We start from the raw sequence: 19,094 nt of genomic DNA, 5'->3' as shown, positions 1-19,094 counted from the left end.
CAACCCCCTCGGTCGTCGAGACCACCTCGTACCAGGCCCCCACCACCACCGCACCGGTGATCGTCGAGCCCACCAAGGACGTCTGCCCCAACGGTGACTGGACCGGTGACCGTTACGACCGGCGGTGCGGCACACCGCCGCAGACCACTACACCAAAGCCGACGACCGTCGTCACGACGCAAACGCCCACCACCACGGCTCCTTCGCCGCCGACCTCGCCGCCTACACCGGACTACTGCCCCGGCGAGGGTGGTGACAAGTCAGGTGATCCCTATGACGGCACCTGCCATCGACGCGTCCCGGGTCTGCCCACCACACCTCCCGTGTCGCTGAGTCCCACGAGCACCGCCGGCTGAGTCCTTCGCTGGGTTGGCCGTGAGCCCTCGTGCGCGTCAGACGAGCAGCGTTTGCGCCACCGCGATCACAGCGCCGAGCACCAGACTGGGCCCGAACGGCACCTCTGCCCCGCGACCGGACCGTCGCAGGGCCAGCAGCAGCCCGATCAGCAGCCCGTTCAGGACGAAGGCCGCCAGCAGGCCCACCGCCAGGGTGCCCCAGCCCAGCCATCCCAGCACCAGACCCAGCGGCGCCACGAAGGCGACATCGCCCAGACCCAGCCCTGCAGGGTTGATGAAAGCCAGCACGAACAGCACTGCGGTCGCGACCAACGCCCCCAGCAGCGCCCGCCCCCAGGTTCCCAGCCCGGCACCGAGCAGCGCCTCCACGCCCAACAGCACCACGGCGGCGACGAGGGTCGGCAGGACGATCCGGTGGGGCAACGTGTGCGTCGCGATGTCGATAGCGACCAACATCGCGCTGGCCCCCGCGACGACCGCAAAGGCCAGCGAGCCGACGAGGCCGAGGCCGGCGGCCACACCGGCCGCGATGCCCAGCGCCGCTCCCCCGATGGCCAGCAACCAGTGCCACCACCGCAGCACCGATCCCGTCGGTTTGCCGGTGTCGGTCACCACGAGGTCGGTCATCAGCCGAATGTCCCCATCACGTTGATGATCGCCGGGCCCAGCAGGACGATGAACAGCACCGGCAGGATGCACAGCATCAGCGGGAAGATCACCTTCACCGGAATCTGCATCGCCTTCTCCTCGGCACGCATCTTGCGCTTCTGGCGTTGCTCGTCGGCCTGGGCCCGCAGCACGTCGGCGACCGAGATGCCGTGCTTCTCACCTTGGGTAATGGAACGCACGAAGCGCCCAACGTCGGGAACATTGGTGCGGGTGGCCAGGCCCTCGTAGGCGTAGGCGCGGGGTGCGCCGACCTGCAGGTCCTGCAGGGTGCGGCGCAACTCCTCGGCGAAGGGACCCTTGCCGTTCTGGGCAGTCCGCGCCATGGCCGCCTCGAAACCCAGCCCTGCCTCGACCGCGATGACCATCTGGTCCAGCGTGTCCGGCAACTCCAGGGTGATCTTCTCTGCCCGCTCGATGCCGCGGCTGTAGAGCAGCAGTTCGGGCAGGAACCAGCCCACGACGGTGACCGCGATGGCCAGCAGGATCATGGTGAGCACGGGCTTGTTGAACACGATCAACAAGCCGACCGCCGCACCGAGTGCAGCAGCAACGAACTTGGCCGCTACCGCGCGGTCCACCGGCCACGCCGCCGGTCGTCCGATCCGGTTGAGCTGGCGTTCCAGCAGCCTGACCGACCCGACCGGGGTCAGGGCGTAGGCCACCCGTACCAGCGGCCCGCGGGTGTGGGCGGCTGCCTGGGAGTCGTCCGGGTCGTACAGGGAGCGCTGCAAGTTGCTGAGCACCTGGGCTCGGTGGCGTCCGCCGCTGGTCAGCGCGTACGCGATCAGCAGCACCGACACCATGCAGGCGCCGACGGCGATGAGCACGACGATCGAGGCCATTGAGTCACTCACTGTCCATCACCATCAGAACTTGATCCGGGTGACGGCCCGCATCCAGAAGCCGCCGATCACGAACAGGATGACCGAGGCCACGATGAAGACCCAACCGAGAAAGGTGGTCACGAGCACCGCCAGGTAGCTGGGGTTGATCACCGACAGCAGCACGATCACCACGACGGGCAGACCCATCAGGATGAGCGCCGACATCTTGCCCTCGGAGCTGAGCGCCTGCACCTGGCGGCGCAGGCCGTCGCGCTGGCGGATGGTCTTGCTGACGGCGTCCAGCACCTCGGCCAGGTTGCCGCCGACCTCCCTGTTGATGGCGATGGCCTGGACGACCCAGCCGAAGTCCTCGTTGTCCATCCGCACGTGGGTCTCGGACAGCGCTGCGGTGAGGTCGCGACCCATCCGGGACTGGTTGATCACCCTGCCCAGCTCGGCCGCCATCGGTTCGGGTGCCTCCGCGGCCACGAACGCCAGGCCGGCCGCCATGCTGTGCCCTGCGCGCATGCTGCCGGCGAGCATTTGCAGCGTGTCGTCGAGTTGTTCACCGAACTGCTTGCGCCGGGCGTCGCGCCGTGACAGCAGCCACACCCAGACGAACAGCGGTGTCACCAGGGCAAGCAGCAACCCGAGCCATGGTGCGACCAGGACGAAACCGAGGGCGAAAACGATGAAGGCCGCCATGATGCTGCGCACCACCAGATCTTGAGGGCTCAGCTTTACCGCGGCCAGTTCCAGGAGCGGGAACTTGGTGCCGCGGCGATTCAATACCTTGGCCACGGCATCGCCCGCGCCGGTGAACAGCCCCTGCTCCAACGGTTGGTCGGGTCGCCGTCGATGGGTGGCCAGACGCGGCTTGCCGGGCATCAGGATGGCCAGCGCGGCGCACCCGATCGCGGTGGCGAACAGCAGCCCGGCCAGGATCGGTACCGGGATCATCGGTCCAGCCCCGGCACCGGAACTCCGAAGAGGGCGGGGGGCAGCATGATGCCCTGGTCGGCGAGGCGCTCGATGAAGCGCGGACGGATGCCGGTCGGGCGGGGGCGGCCCAGGAATCGTCCGGTGTGGTCGACGCCGGCGGAGTAGTCAAAGGCGAACACGTCCTGCAGGGTGACCGTCTGCCCCTCGAGCCCGTGGACCTCGGTGACGGCGGTGATGCGTCGCGACCCGTCCCGAAGGCGGGTGATCTGGACGACCAGGTCGACGGCCGCGACGATCTGCTCGCGGATCGCGCGCAGGGGCAGGTCGACGCCGGCCATCAGCACCAGGGTCTCCAGTCGGGCGATGGCGTCGCGAGGGGTGTTGGCGTGCACGGTGGACAGCGAGCCGTCGTGACCGGTGTTCATCGCCTGCAGCATGTCCAGGCTCTCGCCGCCGCGGACCTCGCCGACGACGATGCGGTCAGGTCGCATGCGCAGCGAGTTGCGGACCAGGTCGCGGATGGTCACCTCGCCGCGTCCCTCGACGTTCGCGGGTCGACTCTCCAGGCGCACCACGTGGTCCTGCTGGAGTTGCAGTTCGACGGCGTCCTCGATGGTGATGATGCGCTCCCCGTGCGGGATGAACGACGAGAGCACGTTGAGCAGGGTGGTCTTGCCGGTGCCAGTGCCGCCGGACACGATGATGTTCAGCCGTCCCTGAACGCAGCCGCTCAGCAGGTGCGCCATCTCGGGGGTGAGTGTGCCGAACTTGATCAGGTCGGCGACCCCGAACGGATCCTTGCTGAACTTGCGGATGGTCAGGGTGGGACCGCTGAACGCGAGCGGCGGGATGACCGCGTTCACGCGCGAGCCGTCAGGCAGTCGGGCGTCGACCAGCGGCGAGGACTCGTCGATGCGGCGGCCGACCCGGGTGACGATCCGTTCGATCACCCGACGCAGTTGCGCCTCGGAGGTGAATCGGGTGGGTGCCCGGTTCAGTCGGCCGTGCTGCTCGATGAAGATCATCTCCGGGCCGTTGACCATGATCTCGGTGACCGACGGATCGTCGAGGTAGCGCTGCAACGGTCCGTGGCCGAGCACGTCGTCGGAGATTTCCTTGATGAGGCGCTGGCGCTGCTCAGGGGTCAGCGGCACCCGCTCGGCGTCGATGACATTGCTCAACTCTGCGCGTGCCAGCGCCTGCATCTTGTCCTCACCCATGCTGGCATCAGCAATCCGGGATCCGATGCGGGTGAACAACTCCTGGGCGGCACGCTCCTTCAGCCGGTCCAGAGCGCCATTGCCCTCGGGGGACGCGGGCCGCGGGGCGACAGGTTGCGGCGCGGGGTTCGTGAAGCCGTCCATGGGCGGAACGGCGCCCGGGGTGCCGTCGGGTTCATTCGGTGGGACGATCGGGGCGGCCATCGCCTCCCGCGACCACGGGTTGGGGGCCGCGGCTGGTGGGCCCCCCGTGGTCGGCACCGATGGGCGCGGTGGCGCGCCGGAGGGAGGCGGGGCGCTCGGGACACCGGGAGCCGCGGGCGGCGGGCCGGACTGGCCCTGCCGCTGGGCCAGACGTTCGCTGAGGTTCATGCCGCCCCACCCTCGAGCCGGCGCTGCTTGGTCGGGCGCGACCCCATCGCGCGACGCGGTGCCGAGACGGCCTCAGGCGCGGAGTCGCGAGACCCCAGCCGAACGCGTGGCCGCTTCACGACGGGCAGGTCGGGGGCGACGCGTCGGACGAGTTGTTCCATCCGCGAGGCGAACGGGCTGGAGGTTCCGGACTCCAGCAGTGGCACTCCCCTGTTCACCGAGGGCAGCACCGACTTGCAGCGGGGCAAGGTCACATCGATCGGTGAACTGATGGTGGCCGCGGCGTCGACGACGGTGAGCCCACCGTGCTTGTCGACCATGTTCAGCACCACCGAGCGGGGCACCTCGATGCCGAGGGCGCTGAGGATGTCGATGTAGCGGCGTAACCCCCGCACCCCGGGCACGTCCAGGGCCGTCAGCAGCACCATGTCGGTGCTGACGTCCAGCGCCGCCAGACTGTGGTCGGTGAGCCCGGGGGCCGTGTCGACGACGACGTAGGCGAACTCGGCGGCCAGTCGGCGCAGCAGGTCGGCCGCATCAGCGGGCGTGACCTGGTCGGCGGCCTCGGGGCTGGCGGGTGCGGCCACCACGAACAGGCCCGAGCGGTGCTGGGTCAGGTAGGTCTTCAGCACCATGGCGTCCTCGCGGGCCGAGCCGCGGACCCCATCGAGGATGGAGTACTCGGGGTCCAGGTCCAGGGCCGAGGCCACGTCCCCAAACTGGAGGTCGAGGTCCACCAGGACGACCTGCTGCGGCAGCGCCTGGGCCAGCCCCACCGCCAGGTTGGTGGCCACCGTGGTCTTGCCAACTCCCCCCTTCGGGGACAGCACCGTCAACACCCGACCCGGTTCCTGTCCAGCCGTCGGCTCACGGGAGTACGCGGCGGATGCTGCCCGATCGGCGGCGTTCCAGTACTGCTCGGCGGTCGCGTCCGCACCCAGAACATCCCGGACGCCGGCGCGCAGCGCCGGCAGGGCCACCTCAGCGGGTTGTTGGGCGCGCATGAGCACCGGCACGAGTGCGGTGATCACCTCGGCGAGCAGGAGCGACTGTTGCGCGTCCTGCGGGACGTCCAACAGCACCACCGAGGGCACGTGACCCATGATGTGGGCCACCGCGTTCGCGTCGTTGAGCACCGCGGTGCGCGGCAGCACCACCACGTCACCGCGGTGTTCTGCGGCCAGTGCCTGGGCCAATTCCGGGGAGTCGGTCACCACGCAGAGCCTGGTCATGGTTTGACCTCGGCCTGGGTCACGATGCGTCGACCTTCGTGCTTGGTGTCCTCGGTCTGCAGGGTGAGCCAAACCTCGCCGTGCTCCAAGCCGTAGACCAACTTCTCGACATCAGGGGCGTTGAGGGCGAGGGTGACGAGGTAGCCCGCGATCGTGACCACCTCGCCATCAGCGGTCGGCGCCGGGGTCTGCTGGATGACCCCCTCCTTGTCCAAGGCTTCCATCTTGGTCACCAGGACATTGGTGAGCGCCATGGTCGAGATCTTAGGTTGGTCCGATTCAGGCGCACCGAGGGAGATGACCACGCCGATCTTGGAGCCAGCCTTGACCCGACCACCCACGGCCCGCTCGATTTGGACGGTCAGCGAGACCTCCTGCAATCCGGGGGGCACCGAGACGGTATTCACCTGCTCGAGCGCCGTGAAGCGGTTCGCGATGACCTGCTCACCGGCCACCAGGTCGGTGGCCGTCACCTGGTCACCAAAGGCCAGCACATTCTCGATCGTGGACATGGCGCCGGGCGCGACGCCCACGGCCGGAATGATGATCACCTCCAGCAGGTCCTTAAGGTCCTTGGCGGCGGTGCCGGCCGGGATGTCCGCGGTGGTGACGACGACGTAGGTCGGTTCCTGTCCGCGCATGGCCCGCACATCGGCCGTGCCGGCGTAGCTGAGGACCAGGAAGCCCGAGATCAGGGCCAGGATGACCGCAACAATGGCGGCGACGGTCCGCTTGCTCATAACTGCTCAATTCGTGGTGGGGGGCCCGGAGATGCACGCGGGGTTTGAACTACCGTCATCACATGGTCAGTCGCACGACATGTGCTCCATAATCATTCCCCGTTGTGCCCAACTCCCAATCCCTGCCGGCCACGAAACCGAGGAAGTAACCTTGGATGCACGAATCGCTGGGGTTGCACTCAATCTTCCCACCCCACTGGGATCCGTTGAACCAATACCCCGTCATGCTAAAGGCCGCGAAACCGGAGATGAGATATGCCTTCACAGGGCTACCTTGGTACTCCTTAAAGATGGGTATCAGCACCGGTTGGTTCAGATATTTAGAGAACTTCTCAGGGCAGCTTGAAGGCTTGCCGCCTCGGGAAGGAATCCAAACACCGATCTCGGTGGCGACGCTGCAGTCACCTTCCTCCGGCAACCAACCGAAGCCGCCAGGCATGTAGCCCGACCCAGAGGCGGTCTCTGTTGGGCAGCGGTTATCCTTTTGTGCAGGCACATGAACAGTGATCTTGGTTATGTCCGTTTTCGAAATCGTTCCGCCATGCGTGGCCACATTCCATTCGCACTCGCCGATGGCAAGTGGCAGGATGGCGCGGCCAGCAACCGGAAGCCCCCACTCGGCGCTGGCCTTGGTCGTCACGAGTTTGGAGTTGAAACCGAGCGCCGGCGCAAACCAGTGTTCGGTGGTCGCACTTGCCTCTACCTCAACCCGGTTCGAAAAGAGTTGAATCACACGCCCAGAAGATGACGGATCGCTGTTCGCGCGCGCGTAATGGTCCGCGGTCGCCCGCCGGCTCGCGTCGGTACCACAATCACCTGCCGCGCAATCCTTTGCGATGGCAAGGGCGGCCGCGTCAGCACCGACCTGCAACTTTTGTCGCGCAGAGTATAGGGCGGCAACGTCGATGGAGATCGCACAGAAGCCGAGCAACAGCACCATCACCAGGGCAACCATCACCGCCGTGGCACCGCGCTCGTCCTGCGCGGCTCGCCCGCGGTTCAACCTCCACATCGCATTACTCCGGTTCCCGTGATCGTGATTGAATTACCGAAAAGTCCCGTGAGCATCGGTGTGGTACGCGTAATGGTGACTACGACGTCGGTATCGCCCGTTGGTGGACAACTCGTCGGGGAAATCTTGATTTCAGCGTTGGTGAGGGTCAAGCGGGGCGCAGCATCCTTCGCCGCAGTTTGGGCCTTATCCGGTACATTAAATAGCGCCATGGACCGCGCAGCCGCCCTAGCTGCCTCAGTGATCATCATCTGTTTGCTGTACAACGAGCCGAACTCCATGATGCCAAGCAAGAGCAATAGGAGAACCGGCAGCACCAGAGCGAACTCCACAGCTTGGGCGCCGCGTTCGTCGCGAGAGGAGCGTGCTCTGTCATCTAACCGCGCGCCTCCGAGGGCAGTGGTGTCATGCATGCCGCGCTCCTGGGATTTACTAGTCAGTCACCGCCCATGCCCCGGGACACAACTCGTCCCGGGGCATGTTACAGGTAGACGCTCAGATTCCGTCGACGACGGACTGGAAAACACCCCGCAACTCCGTACCGAGGGTGGTAACCACGGTGATGATAACAACGGCGATGAGGGCAGCAAGCAAGCCGTACTCAACGGCGGTCGCACCGCGTTCCTTCTGGCCGGCGAAACGGTTGGCGAAGAACAGGTAGACGGAAACCAAGGGATTCATGATGAATTCTCCTGAGAAGTGGAGTGAAAAAAGTAGGAGTGCCGTCAGCGTCACTCCACTTTCGACGGCGAGCCAGACGTTATCAGTCCCCTACGAGTTTAAGAACACCGGTACGTCCCGTTGTAATAAACATCACGTTATTAAACCTTCAACGTCACGACGATGAACCGTTGAGTACGCTAACGACCCCCGGAAACCAAGCGGGGCTGGGCCTCCCGGCCCAGCCCCGCTACATCTGCTGATTCTCAGCTTACTCGTCCGTCGACGCTGTCGAAGCACCTTCCGGCCGGGTGGCCCGGCGGCTGGCACGGCGACGCCGAGGCTGCGACTGCTCGTCGTTGCTTGAACCTGTGCTCGCTCCCGCGCTGGCACTCGCGCTGGCATCGCTGCTCGACACGTCCTTCGAAGCCGCCTTGCTGGTGGAGCCGCTGCCGCCGGAGTTGCTGTTGCCTCCCCCACCGGACGAGTGGCCCGAGGAGTGTCCGGAGTTGCGACCGCGACGGTCACCGCCGTCGGCCTGGGACTGGGACTCCACCGGGTCGACCGAGCGGTGGTAACCGCGGCCACCACAGTGGGTGCACTCCTCGGTGAAGGCCTCGGCCAGACCGGTGCCGATCTTCTTGCGGGTCATCTGCACCAGGCCCAGGCTGCTGACCTCGGCCACCTGGTGGCGGGTGCGGTCACGGGCCAGGCACTCGGTCAGTCGGCGGATCAGCAGCTCGCGGTTGGCCGGCAGCACCATGTCGATGAAGTCGATCACGATGATGCCGCCAATGTCGCGCAGCCGCAGCTGCCGGACGACCTCTTCGGCTGCCTCCAGGTTGTTGCTGGTGACGGTGGCCTCGAGGTTGCCGGCGGTGCCGGTGAAGCGTCCGGTGTTGACGTCGATGACCGTCATGGCCTCGGTGCGGTCGATCACCAGCGACCCGCCCGAGGGCAGGAAGACCTTGCGCTCCAGCGCCTTGGAGATCTGCTCGTCGACGCGGTACTTGGTGAACACGTCACCGCTCTCGGCGTCCCAACGCTGCACCCGGTCGGCCAGGTGCGGGGCGACGTGCTCGACGTAGTCGACGATGGCGTCGCCGACGTCTTCGGTGCCGCCGCGGCCCTGGATGACCAGTTCGGCGAAGTCCTCGGTGAACAGGTCACGCACGATGCGCACGGTCTGGGCGGGCTCGCTGTACAGCAGCTGCGGCGCCGAGCCCTGCTTGACCTTCTTCTCGATGGACTCCCACTGGGCCTTGAGCCGGGTGACGTCGCGGATCAGTTCGTCCTCGGAGGCACCCTCGGCGGCGGTCCGCACGATCACCGAGGCGTCCTCGTCAATCAGGCTGCCAAGAATCTCCTTGAGGCGGTGACGCTCGGCGTCGGCCAGCTTGCGGCTGATGCCCGACAGCTGCCCACCCGGGGAGTAGACGACGTAGCGTCCGGGAATGGAGATGTGGCTGGTCAACCGGGCACCCTTGGCACCGACCGGGTCCTTGGAGACCTGGACGAGCACCGTCTGGCCCGACTTGAAGACCTGCTCGATCTTGCGCTGGCTGCCCTGGGCGCCGAAACCGTCCCAGTCGACCTCGCCGGCGTAGAGGACGGCGTTGCGTCCGCGGCCGATGTCGATGAAGGCGGCCTCCATGCTGGGCAGCACGTTCTGGATGCGGCCCAGGTAGACGTTGCCGATCAGCGAGGTGGCCGAGGCGCGGTCGACGTAGTGCTCGACCAGGATGTCGTCCTCGAGCACCGCGATCTGGTTGTAGTCGTCGCGCTGGCGCACCAGCATGGTGCGCTTGACCGACTCGCGGCGGGCCAGGAACTCGGCCTCGCTCAGGATCGGGGCGCGACGGCGGCCGGCGGCGCGACCGTCACGGCGACGCTGGCGCTTGGCCTCGAGGCGGGTCGAACCCTCGATGCCGGTGATCTCGTCATTGCTGGAGCGGGGGGCCCGGGGTTCGCGGACGCGCACCACGACATCGGTGGGGTCGTCATCGGCGCTGCCGGTGTCCTCACCGCGGCGACGACGACGGCGACGGCGGCGACGTCCCGAGGAGTCGCCGGAGTCATCATCGGACCCGTCGCTGGAGTCGCTGGCCCCGGTGCTCGCGGCGGAGGCGCCATCGGAGTCGTCGGTGCTGGACTCCTCGCTGGACTCGGCGTCATCGGATTCGGCGCTCTCACCGGCGTCCTCGTCGCTGTCAGCGTCACTGGAGTCGGTGCCACGACGGCGACGGCGGCCACCGCGGCGACGGCGGCGACGCCGCGGGCTGTCGTCGTCCGAGTCGTCGGAGTCGTCCTCGGAGTCGTCGCTGTCGGACTCGTCGGCGGCGGTGTCGTCCGTGGTCTCATCGGCGGTCGAGTCGTCGGTCGCGACCTGGTCGACGGCATCCGCAACCTCGACGTCGGTCTCCGAGGTCTCGGTGTCCTGCTCGGTGGTCACCTCGGCGGCAGGAGCCTCGTCCTCGACGACGGCGTCCTGCGCCACGACCTCGTCCTCGTCGGGCTTCTGCTGGACGGGGGCGGAGTGGGTGGTGCCGGCGATGGACGCAGCCAACGACTGCAGCACGGCCTGGGGGTCGTCGTTCTCGGCGGCGGCACCGAACGGGTTGGCGACCACGCCGCTGACGCGTCGTCCGCGCCTGGGTGCCTGCTGGACCCGTCCGGCGGCGGCTTCGGCGGCGGCACGAAGGCGTGCGCCCAGCTCGTCGACCTCGGCGGGAGCGGTGGAGGCAGCGGGTGCGGCCGGCGCGGTGGTCGGGGTTTCGACCGGGACGTCGTCCTCCTCCGCGGGGATGGTGTTGCTGCGACGGCGGGTGTGGGGGGCACCGGCCTCGCGCACGACGCGCTTGCGGGCGGTGGTCTTGCGCACGCGCTTGACGGGGGCAGGCACCTCCTCGACGGTGGTGTCCTGCTCGGCGGCGGCCTCGGGCACATCCTCGATGACAGGCTGCTCGGCAACCTCAGTCGCCTCAGGCGTCACGGGGGCGGCCGCGGCGGGCTCCTCCACCGGCTCGGTCGGGGTTTCGACGGTCGCGGCGGGTGCTTCGGGGGTGGGTGCGTCGGCCACGGTCTCCGGCTCGGCCACGAGTTCCGGCTGCGCCTCGATCTCGGGCTGCGCCTCGACCTCGGGTTCGGCAGGCGTCTCGTCCACCGCGGGTGCCACGGCGACCGGCTCGGGGGCGGCTACCGGTGCCGGCGGTCCGGACGGGCGGGAGGCTGCGCGGCGGCGCCGGCGAGGGGCGGGTGCTGCGACCTCGGTGCTGGCCTCGGGGGCCACGTCGTCGCTGGTGATGTTGTCTTGTTCATCGAGCATGTAAGGCTCCTGGCACCACGAGGGTGCGATCGTGACCACGGGCGAGCCGTGACCAAAGCAGGCGGGATGACAGGCTGCCGAATGCCCCCGCGGTCGACGTGTCGTCGCGGTATGACTACCGGTACTGCTGTCGGTGCGAGCACATTGGATGCCCGGTCCCTAGGGGCAAGTATGGCACAACACGCCGAATCACCCGGGAGTGTCACGCCGATTCAGCCGATGACGACGGGCTCACCGGTGAACGGGTCGAGCAGTGTTCCGGGCGTCGGCTGCTCGGGAAGACGCCCCTGGCCGAGGCGGGTCAACAGTGCCGGACGGCCCTGGGCCAGGGTCGGCTCGAGCTGCCTGAGGGCGGTGACCACGTCGTCGGGACGCACCAGTGGTGCCTCGTGGCGGCCGATGAAGAACAGGGTGCCGACGCCCTGGATGCGCAGCTCGACCATGGCCTGGCGCACGTCGAACTCCCGCATGCCGGTCTTGGTCATCCGCCGCACCAGCACCGAGTCCGACCCGATCAGTTGGTTGACGGCACTGGCCAGGGTGACGGGGTCGACCTCGCCCAGGTCGATCAGCCATGCCGAGGCCGCCAGCAGGTCCTGCAGGGACTCCTTGGTGGCTTCCGCGACCGCGATCACGTCCAGACCGGGGCCGAGCACCTCGTTGAGCGCCACGGCCACCTTGTCGGGGTCGCAGACCTGGCTGAGGCCCAACTCCAGGTACTCGGCCTCGGTGGCTGCCGAGGTCGGCGAGGCATTGGCGTAACTGATCCGCGGGTGCGGGTTGAATCCCGAGGAGTAGGCCATCGGGATCTCGGCGCGGCGAAGCGCCCGCTCCAGCGCCCGTCCGACGTCGCGGTGGCTGGTGAACCGGGCGGGGCCGCGCTTGGCGTAGCGCACGCGTAGCTTCTGCACCGGCGGCGCCTGCTGCTCGGGTGGCTGACGGCTCTTCTTCTTCGCGGCAGCGTTGCCCGTGGGGCTGAGGGAATCTGGGCTGGTGTCGCTCGCGGAACTCACCCGGTCATCGTAGCGAGCCGTAGGCTGTGGCCACCGGAGACATTCGAGCGGGAAGGACCACCATGGCAGACCTGCGAGCGCTGGCCGAGTCCCAATTGGCCAATGCGCGGGCCAGCGACAACGGGCGCAGTGCCGAACTCGTCGCCCACGACCAAGAGCTGCGCCAGACCGTCATCGCGCTGACCGAGGGCACCCGGCTGCCGACCCACAACTCTCCCCCGGCCGCCACCCTGCAGGTCTTGCGCGGACGGATTCGCGTCGAGATGGACGAGGGTGAACGTCTTCAGGGCGAGTTCGGCGAGGACGAGTTGTGGGTGCTCACCCATGAGCCCCACTCGATACTCGCCGTGCAGGACAGCGTCTTCCTGTTGACCACGGTCACCAGCGTGAACCGCGACTCCTTCGGCTGACCGCTTCGCCGTCCTCCGCGGCGCAGCGTAGGCTCTCGACCTTGTGAGCCAGATTCCCGCCCCTGCCGGCAGCACCGGGCCCCGTCACCCACGACCGTGGTGGGTCGCCGGTGGCCCCATGTTGGTGGCGATCCTGTTGCTGGCCTACAACCTGCGCCCCGCCGCCACCCAGATCGGGCCGGTGATGTCCGACCTGCAACGCGACCTGGGCATCACACCGATCGCGGCCGGACTGTTGACCTCACTGCCGACCATCTGCTTCGCCATCTTCGGTCTGGTGGCACCAGCGGTCGCCACCAAACTGGGACTGCACCGCACCATCCTGCTGGCCCTGGTCGCGCTGGTGGTGGGCAGCCTGGCCCGCTCCTTCGTCAGTCACGACTGGGCCTTCATCGGACTCTCCGCGGTGGCCCTGGGTGGGCTGGCCATGGGCAACGTGCTGGCGCCCAGCGTCATCCGCCACCACTTTCCCCAGCACATCTCAATGGTCACCGCGCTGTACTCGCTGGTCCTCTCGATCGGCGTCAGCATCAGCAGCGCCCTGATCGTCCCGATGGCCCAAGCCATGGGCGGCTGGCGTCCGGCCTTCATCGCGCTCACCGCTACCGGCGTGGTCGCCATCTTCCCGTGGCTCTTTGCCCTGCGCCACGACCGCGGCCACCACGCCGCCGCCCGCCGCGCCAGCGCCATCTCGATGCGGACCGTGGCTCGCTCGAAGCTGGGCTGGGCGATGGCGGTGTTCTTCGGCATGCAGTCGGGCCAGGCCTACGCCCTGTTCGGGTGGATGCCGTCGATCTACATGGGGGCTGGCCTCTCCCAGGCCGACGCCGGCTGGATGCTGGCCCTGATGACAGCCGTCGGGGTGCCCCTGGCGTTCCTGTGGCCGGCCTACACCAGCAGCAACCCGCGCCCCCTGGGACTGCAGCTCATCATCTCGGCCTCGGGCATCCTCGGCTACCTCGGTCTGCTGGTGGCCCCGGCGACCATGCCGTGGCTGTGGGCCATCCTGATCGCGCTCGGCACGTCCAGCTTCCCGCTGATCCTGGCCATGTTCGGCCTGAAGGCCCGCACCGGTGCCGGCACCGTGGCCCTGAGTGGCTTCGCCCAGGGCGTCGGCTATGCGCTGGCCCTGTTCGGGCCGCTGCTGATGGGCGTGTTCTACGACCTCACCGGCACCTGGACCGCTCCGGTGGTGCTGTTCCTGGTGCTGTCGGTGATCATGACGGTGGCTGGCGTCATCACCATCACCCGTCCCCCACTCGAGGACGAACTCGGCCTTCCCCAGGGCGGTTCGGCACCGGTCACGACGTGACTCCACACTGCTGCCGTGATGGCAGCAGTGTGGAGGCGGATCGACCGACCCCTCAGCTGAGGTCGCGGCCGACCACCGTCAACGGCAGCAGCGTCTGGCCGGTGGGGCCGATCTGGATCTCGGTCGACATCTGCGGGCACACGCCGCAGTCGTAGCACGGGGTCCAGCGGCAGTCGTCGACCTCGGTCTCGTCGATGGCGTCCTGCCAGTCCTCCCACAGCCAGTCCCGGTCAAGGCCGGCGTCCAGGTGATCCCAGGGCAGCACCTCGTCGTAGTCACGCTCGCGGGTGGTGTACCAGTCCAGGTCGACCGGCTCACCGGCCAGCGCCACCTCGCTGGCGGCGACCCACCGGTCGTAGCTGAAGTGCTCGCTCCAGCCGTCGAACTTGCCGCCCTGGCGCCACGCCTCCTCGATGACCCGCCCCACCCGGCGGTCGCCGCGCGAGAGCAGTCCCTCGATGATGCCGGGGCGCCCGTCGTGGTAGCGCATGCCGATGGCCTTGCCGAACTGCCGGTTGGCCTTGATCTTGTCGCGCAGTTTGTGCAGCCGGTCGTCGACGATGTCGGCCGAGGTCTGACCGGCCCACTGGAACGGGGTGTGCGGCTTGGGGACGAACCCGCCGATCGAGACGGTGCAGCGAATGTCGCGGGTGCCCGAGACCTGTCGTCCGGTCTCGATGACGCGGGCCGCCATGTCGGCGATGGCCAGCACGTCCTCGTCGGTCTCGGTCGGCAGGCCGCACATGAAGTACAGCTTGACCTGGCGCCAGCCGTTGCCGAAGGCGGTCGCCACGGTCTGGATCAGGTCGTCCTCGCTGACCATCTTGTTGATGACCTTGCGCATCCGCTCCGAGCCCCCCTCGGGGGCAAAGGTCAGCCCCGAGCGTCGTCCGTTGCGGCTCAACTCGTTGGCCAGGTCAATGTTGAAGGCATCCACCCGGGTCGACGGCAGCGACAGCGACACGTTGCTGCCCTCGTAGCGGTCGGCCAGTTGCTTGGTGATGTCACCGATCTCGGAGTGGTCGGCCGAGCTGAGGCTGAGCAGTCCCACCTCTTCCAGTCCGGTCGACTTCAGTCCCTCGGCGACCATGGTGCCGATGGTCTCAATGCTGCGCTCGCGCACCGGGCGGGTGATCATGCCGGCCTGGCAGAACCGGCAGCCGCGGGTGCAACCGCGGAAGATCTCCACCGAGTAGCGCTCGTGCACGGTCTCGGCCAGCGGCACGATCGGCTTCTTCGGGTAGGGCCACTCGTCCAGGTTCATCAGGGTGTGCTTGCGCACCTGGAACGGCGCCTCGGGCACCGTCGGCGCCACCCGCTGGATGCGTCCGTCGGGCAGGTAGGTCACCTCGTAGAACTTGGGCACGTAGACCGAACCGGTCGAGGCCAGCCGCAGCAGGAGCCCGTCGCGGCCACCGGGACGACCTTCGGCCTTCCACTCCTGGATGATCTCGCTGACCAGAAGCGAGGCCTCCTCGCCGTCACCAATGACCGCCGCATCGATGAAGTCGGCGATTGGTTCGGGGTTGAACGCGGCGTGGCCACCGGCGAGCACGATCGGGTCGTGCTCGCGGCGATCGACGGCGTGCAGCGGCAGGTTGGCCAGGTCGATGGCGGCCAGCATGTTGGTGTAGCCCAGTTCGGTGGCGAAGCTCAGTCCCAGCACGTCGAACTGGCCCACGGCCCGGTGGCTGTCCAGGGTGAACTGGGGAATGCCGTGGCTGCGCATCTGCTCGGCCATGTCGGGCCACACCGAGTAGGTGCGCTCGGCCAGGATCCAGTCACGCTCGTTGAGGATCTCGTAGAGGATGGCCACGCCCTGGTTGGGCTGGCCCACCTCGTAGGCGTCGGGGTACATCAGGCACCAGCGGACGGTCTGGTGGCCCTGGGCGGCACCACAGTTCCAGTCCTTGCGCACGGAGTTGTGCTCGCCGCCGACGTACTGGATCGGCTTGCTGACCTGCGCCAGCAGCGGCTCCAGCCTCGGGAACAGGATTTCGGGCTCAGTCACGGTGCTCATCACGGCTCAGGATACGTGACCGAGCCCACTGGAAACGATTCAGAGGTTCGGGAACCAGATGCCGATCTCACGGGCGGCGGTCTCGGGGGAATCCGAGGCGTGCACGATGTTGCGCTGGTAGTAGATCGAGTAGTCACCGCGGATGGTGCCTGGTGCGGCGGTGGCCGAGTCGGTGGCGCCGTTGAGCAGCCGGACGATGTCGATGGCGCGCTCCCCCTGCAGCACCATGGCAATGACCGGGCCGGAGGTGATGAAGGTGATCAGGGTCGGGTAGTAGTCGCGGCCCATGTGCTCGGCGTAGTGCGCCGCGGCCAGCGCCTGGTTGACCTGGCGCAGTTCCAGCGCGGCCAGGCTCAGCCCCTTGGTCAGGTAGCGATCAAGGATCTGTCCGGTCAGGCCACGCTCGACGGCGTCGGGCTTGAGCAGGACGAGGGTCTGGGAACCGTTCTGGGGGCTGAAGCTGTCAGTCATGACCGGCAGCCTACTGTTTCGCGACCCCCGGTGAATTCTCGATCTTGCGGCCCAGCACGATGCACATCACCCAGATGAACATGAAGATGACGCCGACGGCATACATCATCGAGGTCATCACCCCCATGGCGATGGCCAGGACCTGCACCAGCCAGCCCAGCCACTGGCCCCACCCGGCCCGGCAGCGGGCGGCGGCGACGACGGCCAACAGCGAGGCGCCCACCACCACGGCAATGCTCAGCGCGGTGTCGCGGTGGTCGACCAGCAGCATGCCGGGCAGCGCCAGCAGGAAGACGATGACCTCGAAGGTGAGAAGCATCGTCAACGCCCGCATCATCGGGTTGTCAGCACGCAGGATCACCAGTTCTCCTCGGCGTCGTCGAGTCCCATGTCGGCCCGAGTCGGGCCGATGCGCAGCAGGGCGTCATTGTCGGCCTCGGCCTGCTCATCCCTCTTGCCGGGCAGCAGGATGGCGCGGGCCTCACCGGCGGCGATGACCGAACCGATCACCAGCACCCCGGCGCTGGGGCCGGCCTGGTCGGCCAACGCAGCGGCCCGCTCGATGGCGGCAGCCATGGTGGGTGCCTGCTCGACGCGCTCGGACCCGAACGCACCCTGGGCCTGGTCGTAGAGGTCGTCGATCGGCACGCCGCGGTCGGTGGCTGCCACCGTGGTGACCACGACCTGGTCCAGCACCTCGGCCAGCAACCCCAGCACCTCGTCGACGGCCTTGTCGCGCATCATGGCGACCACGCCGATCATCGGCTGGAAGCCGAACGCCTCCGCCGCACCGGCCAGGGTGGCGCGCACCCCGTGCGGGTTGTGGGCGGTGTCCAGCACGATGGCCGGCGAGGTGCGGATCAGTTCCAGTCGGGCCGGTGCCTCGACCGCGCCCAGCCCCTCGACGACCACGTCGGGGTTCATTGCCTTGCCACCCATCAGCGCCTCGACGGCAGCGACGGCCAGGGCGGCGTTGTCGGCCATGTGCTCGCCGTGCAGCGGCAGGTGCACGTCGGGCAGGGGGCCTTCGGCGGTCTGCAGCCGCAGCAGTTGGCCGCCGACGGCCCGCTGGCGATCCAGCACACCGAAGGCTGGGCCCTCGAGCACGGGCAGGGCGCCGACCTCGGCGCAACGGGCCATCAGCACCTGCGCGGCCTCGGGCTGTTGGGCAGCGATGACGGCGGTGGCGCCGGGCTTGATGATGCCGGCCTTCTCAGCTGCGATCTCGGCGACGGTGTGGCCAAGCAGGTGGGTGTGGTCCAGGTCGATGGGGGTGACCACCGCGACCTGCGCGTCGGCCACGTTGGTGGCGTCCCAGGTGCCGCCCATGCCGACCTCCAGGATCATCACGTCGACCGGTGCATCGGCGAACACGGCGAACGACAGGCCGATGATCACCTCGAAGAAGGTCATCGGCACCCCGTCGATCAGTTGCTCGTCGACGATCCGGACCATTGGCTCGATCTGCTCGTACATGTCGTCGAAGACCTCGGCGCTGATCGGTTCACCGTCGAGGCAGATGCGTTCGGTGATGTCGATCAGGTGCGGGCTGGCGACGCGTCCGGGGCGCAGCCCCTGGGAGCGCAGCAGCGCGTCGATCATCGAGGCGGTGCTGCCCTTGCCGTTGGTGCCGGTGAGCTGGATGACGGGTGCGGAACGTTCGGGGTTGCCGAGCAGGTCGCACAGTGCCTGGATGCGTCCGAGGCTGGGGGCGACCCGGTGCTCGGGCCAGCGCGACACGAGGCGCGCGGTGATCTCGTCGTGGGATGCCATGGTGGGCCCCAGACTACTTCGTTTCGGCTGTGGCACGCCGCGCCACCGCGGTGCCGGGCCCCCCTCCGACGGGGATCTGGGCGTGGGTATGCTCACAGCGTGACCACAGCTGACCCCCGGGAACAGGCCCGCTCCGCAGCTGGAGCGGCGGCTGGCGACGGCTCGTCCACCGACAGGACCCCGTCCACCCGCAGGACCTGGCGGGGACGCGACGTGGGTGACTGGGTCGGCCTGCTGGCCCGGCTCGTCCTGGGCGGATCGCTGTTCATCGCCGGACTCACCAAGATCGGCAACCTCGAGATGAGCGTGCTGTCGGTGCGGGCCTACCAGTTGTTGCCCTTCGAGGTGGCCAAGTGGGTCGGGTACGCATTGCCACCGTTCGAGATCCTGCTCGGGCTGATGATCATGCTCGGCTTCCTGACCCGCTGGACCAGCCTGGTCGGCTCGCTGGTCATGGTCGCCTTCATCATCGGCATCTCGTCGGTCTGGGCCCGGGGCATCAGCATCGACTGCGGTTGCTTCGGCACCGGCGGTCTGGTCGACCCCGACAAGACGCAGTACCCGTTCGACCTCGCCCGGGACGCCCTCTTCCTGGCCGCCGGGCTGTGGTTGGTGATCCGTCCACGCAGCGCCTTCGCCGTCGACAACGTCCTGCTGCCCCCGCTGCCCCCGCTCGACGACGAGCCGGACGACGCACCGCGCCTGACCGATTCCGCCCCCACCGATCGACGAGGAACTTGAGG

19 protein-coding genes are annotated in these 19,094 nt (G+C 68.0%); 4 read left to right on the top strand and 15 right to left on the bottom strand.

Going from position 1 to position 19,094, the window contains the following annotated elements:
• A partial coding sequence (locus IPV09_RS10330; RefSeq protein WP_207475161.1) for a hypothetical protein occupies nt 1–356 on the top strand: 356 nt, incomplete at its 5' end.
• 36 nt (nt 357–392) lie between these two features.
• Here IPV09_RS10330 and IPV09_RS10325 read toward each other — a convergent pair.
• The 11 genes from IPV09_RS10325 to IPV09_RS10275 all read right to left on the bottom strand — a co-directional run bounded on the left by IPV09_RS10325 (nt 393) and on the right by IPV09_RS10275 (nt 12,263).
• Nucleotides 393–983, bottom strand: a complete 591-nt coding sequence (locus tag IPV09_RS10325; RefSeq protein WP_207475160.1) for an A24 family peptidase — start codon at nt 981–983, stop codon at nt 393–395.
• On the bottom strand, nt 983–1,879 hold the full coding sequence (locus tag IPV09_RS14675; RefSeq protein ID WP_207475159.1) for a type II secretion system F family protein: 897 nt from the start codon (nt 1,877–1,879) through the stop codon (nt 983–985). Before IPV09_RS14675 ends, IPV09_RS10325 begins: the two co-directional genes overlap by 1 nt.
• 12 nt (nt 1,880–1,891) lie before the next feature.
• The gene (locus IPV09_RS10315; protein WP_207475158.1) at nt 1,892–2,809 is read right to left on the bottom strand and encodes a type II secretion system F family protein; all 918 of its coding nucleotides are present in this window, start codon (nt 2,807–2,809) and stop codon (nt 1,892–1,894) included.
• Nucleotides 2,806–4,383, bottom strand: coding sequence for a CpaF family protein (locus tag IPV09_RS10310; RefSeq protein WP_242681488.1), 1,578 nt, complete (start codon nt 4,381–4,383; stop codon nt 2,806–2,808). Before IPV09_RS10310 ends, IPV09_RS10315 begins: the two co-directional genes overlap by 4 nt.
• Nucleotides 4,380–5,615 carry an AAA family ATPase gene (locus IPV09_RS10305; RefSeq protein ID WP_207475157.1) on the bottom strand — a complete coding sequence of 412 codons (1,236 nt, stop codon included), beginning with the start codon at nt 5,613–5,615 and terminating at the stop codon, nt 4,380–4,382. Before IPV09_RS10305 ends, IPV09_RS10310 begins: the two co-directional genes overlap by 4 nt.
• Nucleotides 5,612–6,355, bottom strand: a complete 744-nt coding sequence (locus tag IPV09_RS10300; protein ID WP_207475156.1) for a Flp pilus assembly protein CpaB — start codon at nt 6,353–6,355, stop codon at nt 5,612–5,614. The genes IPV09_RS10305 and IPV09_RS10300 overlap by 4 nt, the downstream gene beginning before the upstream one ends.
• A gap of 58 nt (nt 6,356–6,413) precedes the next feature.
• Nucleotides 6,414–7,367: a pilus assembly protein TadG-related protein gene (locus IPV09_RS10295; RefSeq protein WP_207475155.1), complete on the bottom strand. Its 954-nt coding sequence runs from the start codon at nt 7,365–7,367 to the stop codon at nt 6,414–6,416.
• A complete protein-coding gene (locus IPV09_RS10290) occupies nt 7,355–7,780 on the bottom strand; it encodes a TadE/TadG family type IV pilus assembly protein (RefSeq protein ID WP_207475154.1) in 426 nt (141 codons plus the stop codon). Before IPV09_RS10290 ends, IPV09_RS10295 begins: the two co-directional genes overlap by 13 nt.
• 82 nt (nt 7,781–7,862) lie before the next feature.
• Nucleotides 7,863–8,048 (bottom strand): Flp family type IVb pilin, encoded by a 186-nt coding sequence (locus IPV09_RS10285; RefSeq protein ID WP_207475153.1) that lies wholly within the window; start codon nt 8,046–8,048, stop codon nt 7,863–7,865.
• 250 nt (nt 8,049–8,298) lie between these two features.
• Nucleotides 8,299–11,352: an Rne/Rng family ribonuclease gene (locus IPV09_RS10280; protein WP_207475152.1), complete on the bottom strand. Its 3,054-nt coding sequence runs from the start codon at nt 11,350–11,352 to the stop codon at nt 8,299–8,301.
• Nucleotides 11,353–11,564: 212 nt separating this feature from the next.
• Complete coding sequence (locus tag IPV09_RS10275; protein ID WP_370590282.1) at nt 11,565–12,263, bottom strand: TIGR03936 family radical SAM-associated protein; 699 nt, start codon at nt 12,261–12,263, stop codon at nt 11,565–11,567.
• Between the two features lie 164 nt (nt 12,264–12,427).
• On the opposite strand from IPV09_RS10275, the gene IPV09_RS10270 reads away from it, so the two are divergent.
• Both IPV09_RS10270 and IPV09_RS10265 read left to right on the top strand, forming a co-directional pair.
• Nucleotides 12,428–12,775 carry a cupin gene (locus IPV09_RS10270; RefSeq protein ID WP_207475150.1) on the top strand — a complete coding sequence of 116 codons (348 nt, stop codon included), beginning with the start codon at nt 12,428–12,430 and terminating at the stop codon, nt 12,773–12,775.
• Between the two features lie 43 nt (nt 12,776–12,818).
• Complete coding sequence (locus tag IPV09_RS10265; protein WP_207475149.1) at nt 12,819–14,087, top strand: MFS transporter; 1,269 nt, start codon at nt 12,819–12,821, stop codon at nt 14,085–14,087.
• A 52-nt stretch (nt 14,088–14,139) separates the two neighbouring features.
• On the opposite strand, the gene IPV09_RS10260 is transcribed toward IPV09_RS10265, so the two are convergent.
• From IPV09_RS10260 to IPV09_RS10245, 4 genes are read right to left on the bottom strand one after another with little or no spacing between them, the layout of a single operon-like run.
• Nucleotides 14,140–16,107, bottom strand: a complete 1,968-nt coding sequence (locus IPV09_RS10260; protein WP_207475148.1) for a TIGR03960 family B12-binding radical SAM protein — start codon at nt 16,105–16,107, stop codon at nt 14,140–14,142.
• A 39-nt stretch (nt 16,108–16,146) separates the two neighbouring features.
• Complete coding sequence (ndk, locus tag IPV09_RS10255; protein WP_207475147.1) at nt 16,147–16,578, bottom strand: nucleoside-diphosphate kinase; 432 nt, start codon at nt 16,576–16,578, stop codon at nt 16,147–16,149.
• A gap of 10 nt (nt 16,579–16,588) precedes the next feature.
• Complete coding sequence (locus IPV09_RS10250; RefSeq protein ID WP_207475146.1) at nt 16,589–16,939, bottom strand: DUF4233 domain-containing protein; 351 nt, start codon at nt 16,937–16,939, stop codon at nt 16,589–16,591.
• Nucleotides 16,936–18,351, bottom strand: a complete 1,416-nt coding sequence (locus IPV09_RS10245) for a folylpolyglutamate synthase/dihydrofolate synthase family protein (RefSeq protein WP_207475145.1) — start codon at nt 18,349–18,351, stop codon at nt 16,936–16,938. Before IPV09_RS10245 ends, IPV09_RS10250 begins: the two co-directional genes overlap by 4 nt.
• A gap of 213 nt (nt 18,352–18,564) precedes the next feature.
• Between IPV09_RS10245 and IPV09_RS10240 the strand changes: the two genes are divergently transcribed.
• Entirely contained in the window at nt 18,565–19,092 is a 528-nt protein-coding gene (locus tag IPV09_RS10240) for a DoxX family protein (protein WP_207475164.1), read from the top strand.
• Nucleotides 19,093–19,094 lie beyond the last annotated feature (2 nt).

The sequence above is a fragment of the Tessaracoccus sp. SD287 genome (assembly GCF_017355265.1).
Classification (GTDB): domain Bacteria; phylum Actinomycetota; class Actinomycetes; order Propionibacteriales; family Propionibacteriaceae; genus Aestuariimicrobium.
This window is presented reverse-complemented; position numbering and strand designations above follow the sequence as displayed.

Coding starts and splice junctions, on each gene's coding strand:
- IPV09_RS10295 (WP_207475155.1), bottom strand. CDS start 7,367: ATGTGGAGGTTGAACCGCGGGCGAGCCGCGCAGGACGAGCGCGGTGCC.
- IPV09_RS10280 (WP_207475152.1), bottom strand. CDS start 11,352: ATGCTCGATGAACAAGACAACATCACCAGCGACGACGTGGCCCCCGAG.
- IPV09_RS10315 (WP_207475158.1), bottom strand. CDS start 2,809: ATGATCCCGGTACCGATCCTGGCCGGGCTGCTGTTCGCCACCGCGATC.
- IPV09_RS10310 (WP_242681488.1), bottom strand. CDS start 4,383: ATGAACCTCAGCGAACGTCTGGCCCAGCGGCAGGGCCAGTCCGGCCCG.
- IPV09_RS10325 (WP_207475160.1), bottom strand. CDS start 983: ATGACCGACCTCGTGGTGACCGACACCGGCAAACCGACGGGATCGGTG.
- IPV09_RS10305 (WP_207475157.1), bottom strand. CDS start 5,615: ATGACCAGGCTCTGCGTGGTGACCGACTCCCCGGAATTGGCCCAGGCA.
- IPV09_RS10285 (WP_207475153.1), bottom strand. CDS start 8,048: ATGAATCCCTTGGTTTCCGTCTACCTGTTCTTCGCCAACCGTTTCGCC.
- IPV09_RS10290 (WP_207475154.1), bottom strand. CDS start 7,780: ATGCATGACACCACTGCCCTCGGAGGCGCGCGGTTAGATGACAGAGCA.
- IPV09_RS10245 (WP_207475145.1), bottom strand. CDS start 18,351: ATGGCATCCCACGACGAGATCACCGCGCGCCTCGTGTCGCGCTGGCCC.
- IPV09_RS10260 (WP_207475148.1), bottom strand. CDS start 16,107: ATGAGCACCGTGACTGAGCCCGAAATCCTGTTCCCGAGGCTGGAGCCG.
- IPV09_RS10270 (WP_207475150.1), top strand. CDS start 12,428: ATGGCAGACCTGCGAGCGCTGGCCGAGTCCCAATTGGCCAATGCGCGG.
- ndk (WP_207475147.1), bottom strand. CDS start 16,578: ATGACTGACAGCTTCAGCCCCCAGAACGGTTCCCAGACCCTCGTCCTG.
- IPV09_RS10300 (WP_207475156.1), bottom strand. CDS start 6,355: ATGAGCAAGCGGACCGTCGCCGCCATTGTTGCGGTCATCCTGGCCCTG.